This is a genomic window from Synechococcus sp. R6-10 (genome assembly GCF_047461815.1).
Lineage (GTDB): Bacteria > Cyanobacteriota > Cyanobacteriia > Thermostichales > Thermostichaceae > Thermostichus.
Window position 1 is genome coordinate 1 of sequence record NZ_JANSHW010000153.1, and the last position, 3,445, is coordinate 3,445.

At 61.6% G+C, this 3,445-nt stretch carries 2 protein-coding genes; both read right to left on the minus strand.

Features of this window, described 5'->3' with window-relative positions; all coding sequences use genetic code 11:
• A partial coding sequence (locus NW837_RS05015) for an AAA family ATPase (RefSeq protein ID WP_414329563.1) occupies positions 1-1,295 on the minus strand: 1,295 nt, incomplete at its 3' end.
• A 164-nt stretch (positions 1,296-1,459) separates the two neighbouring features.
• A partial coding sequence (recJ, locus tag NW837_RS05020) for a single-stranded-DNA-specific exonuclease RecJ (protein ID WP_414329565.1) occupies positions 1,460-3,445 on the minus strand: 1,986 nt, incomplete at its 5' end.

Genomic DNA, 3,445 nt, shown 5'->3' on the forward strand with positions numbered 1-3,445 from the left:
TGGGCTAGAGTTTCCTGGCTTTGTAGTTGCTGGCTGAGAAGCTGAACGCGGGCTTGCAGGCGTTCCCGCTCGCGGCGGATTTGCTCTTGCCAATGCTGTTGCTGCTGGAGAAGGACGGCGGCTTGAGCTTGGGCTTGGTTCAGGGCCTGGAGACGCTCTTGAGCTTGCTGGTAGTGGCGCAGGCCGATTTCGATGCGCTCCTGTTCTGCCAGCAATTGGGCATCGGCTTGGGCCTGGGCTTGGCAGGTGGCCAACTCCTGTTGCAGCCGTTGCATCTTGCGCAGTTGCTGCTGTTGCTGCTCTGCTTGCTGGGCTTGCAGCTTTTGGCGTTCTTGGAGCAGATGCTGCTGTTGCTCGAAGAGGTGGTGGAGATGGCGATCTTGGGCCATCAGGGCTTGGTAGCGTTCGTAACCCGCCAGGATGTCTTCACTCTGGGCGATCAGCTCTTCCAACTGGAGCAGGTGCTGTCGCTGGGCACGCCACTGTTGCTCGGTGTGCTGTAGGTCGGCGCCGAGCTTCCGTAAGTGTTGGGTGAGGTGGTGATGGCGTTCCTGCAAGGTGCGGTGATGTTCGTAGAGGCGCTCTAGGGCTTGCAATTCCTGCTGTTGCTGGGCTAGGAGTTGCTGCAGATGGGTTTGCCGTTGTTGGAGTTGCTCCAGTTCGGCTTGAATTTGGCCAAGGTGGGCCTGTTGTTGGTCGAGCTGCTGCAGGCGCTCTTGGAGCAGATCGGCTTTGAGCTTGGCGCTGCGTGCCCGTTCCCGACAGCGCTCGGCCAGCAAATCGTACTGCCCCAGCTTGAGCATGTCGGCCAAAATTTGCTTGCGCTCGCTGGGACGCTTCAGGGTGAAGGCATCCGCTTGTCCTTGTCGCAGATAGGCGGAGTGAATAAAGGTCTCGTAGTCGAGGCTGAGCTGACTTTGAATGGCCTGTTGGGTGGCGCGCATGCCGCGGCGGGTCAAGCTACGCCAGCGAGGTTGGCCGTCGGTTTCTCCGGTTTGAATTTGCCACTCCAGGGATCCCTCGCCCGATAGATGACGGCTGCGCAGGACACGGTAGGTTTGTCCTCGGGAGCGGTAGATCACCTCTACCCAGGCTTCGCTGGCCCCCTTGCGGATGAGATCGCTGTCATTGCTAGCCCGGCTTTGCCCCCAAAGGCCCCAGGTGAGGGCATCGAGCAGGGCAGACTTGCCTGCCCCATTGGGGCCACAAATGCAGGCAGTATGGATCCCACGCAGATCCAAAACGGCGTGAGCGTAACAGAGAAAATTGTGCAAGGTTAGGCGAACCGGGATCACGGAAAACTCTGAGGGGCTCTGGTTGCCAGAAAAAATGGGGTTGAATTATTTAATCCAGAGTATCGCGATAGCGGTGCGGAGCATCTTGAAGTTCTTGGCAGGATCCCAAGTCTTACCTACTTTTTGGGGTCGCGTTGGTGGCGCAGAGCGCTTGGGAGATGCCCCTACTTTTGGGAATAAGCTGCTGGCCTGGGATCCGGTCGCAGCAGCCGCTGACACAGTTGGGCAATCTGGGTGGGGCTGGCCTCGTCCAGCCAGCGGTGAAAGGCTTGGGATTCCTGAAGGCGGCCCATCAGTAGCGTGGGGATCTGCTCCGGACTGTCCAGTTCCGCCAGCCACTGCCGGGGAAAGCCGGTTACTGCAGCCAGATCCTCGGGATCCCGTCGGCCTGCTTGCCACAGCGCTTGCAGTTGGGCAATCTGCTGGGGGATCTGCTCCCAGCGGTGGCCAGAAGCAGTCAGGATCAGGGTTCGGGGCTGTACCTGTTGCAGCAGTTGGGCCAAGTCCGCCGGTAGCCAGGGCCAGCGGGCCAGCACCAGCTTTGCCCCTTTTGGTGGTGGAACAAGGTTCTCGGCCTCCTGCCCGTCGTAACAGATGGCCCCTTTCAGCGAATCCGGCAGGGGTTTCTGCCGAAAATCTTGGATCTCTATGGGGGGAGCAGAAAGGGTGGGTGCCTGCCACTCTCCCGAAGGGCGCACTGCCAGCACCTTGCCCTGCCAAGGCTGTCTGCCCCGGTCATCCGCTTCCAACTGGAGGGCGATGTCCAAAGCTTGGCATTTTTGCCAACGCTCCAGCTCTTCTCCGGCCTGCCAAAACCACAGAGTACGGGATCCCGGCGAGCCTTGGAGTTCAAACTTGAGGTGGCGGCCATTGCGGGAGACTCCCAGGTTGGAGCTATTGGGACGGAAGTTCATCAAGGCAACGACGGGGTTGGGATTGCCGTGCCCAAAGGGCTGCAGAAGCTGCAATTGCCGATACACCTCATCCAGCTCTGCCACCCCATCCCGATCCTGAGAGACCAGTAGCTCCCAGTCGAGGATAATCTCCACCGCCAAGGCGCGAGCCTGCTGATCCGGGCTAACCCGCGCGGCCAGCTCCCGCTGCAACGCCAGTTGCACAGCGGCCAGGCAAGCCAGATCCACTTGGATCCCGGCGGCCATGGGGTGTCCGCCTCCCCCCAGCAACAGGGGGCGCACGGCCTCGATGGCCTCCACCAGGTTCACCCCTGGCAGGGAACGACCCGACCCATGGCCCAGCCCTGTGGCTTCGTCTTTGGCAATCAACACCGTCGGGCAGCGGTACTGCTCCACCAAGCGCGCCGCCGCGATCCCCAGAACCCCTGGGTTCCAGCCGGCTTCCGCCAGAACAATGGCTCCTTCCCGGGTCAGATCCAAGCTCTCTACCTGTTGGCTGGCCTCTTGGATCACTTGCTGGGTGAGCTGCCGGCGCTCTTCGTCAAGGGCAACAAACCGTTGCACCAGCGCCTGGGCCCGCTCTGGATCGGAGGTGGTCAGCAGCTCCACTGCTAAGCTGGCGTCTTCCAAGCGGCCAATGACGTTCAACTTGGGGGCGATGCGAAAAGCAATATCCTGGGCTGTCGGCGACCTCTGGAGCTGGCCGTTGCTAACCTGGGCCAGCAGAGCTCGCAACCCCGGGCGCTGCGTACTGGCCAGCACCGGCAGGCCCCGCTGCACCAAGTAGCGGCACTCCCGCTGCAACACCGCCACATCGGCCACAATTCCCACTGCCACCAGATCCAGGTGCTGCTCGACACCAGGGATCCCTAGGGCTTGGTAGAGCGCCTCCGCCAACTTGTAGGCCACTCCCACCCCCGGCAAGAAGCGCAGCGGATGTTCAGCCGGCAATCGCAAGGGGTTGACCACCGCATAGGCAGCGGGCAAGGGATCCGGCAGCATGTGGTGATCCGTCACGATCACGTCCACCCCCTGGGCTTGGGCCATGGCAATTTCGGCAGCATTGCCCACCCCGCAATCCACCGTCAGGATCACTTGGCAGCCCTGGGCCAGCACCTGCTGTAGCCGTTGAGGATTGAGCCCGTGCCCCTCGGTGCTGCGCAGCGGTATGGAGAACTGGACTCGGAAGCCCAAGGGTTGTAACGCCGAGAGCAGGAGACTGGTACTGGTGACACC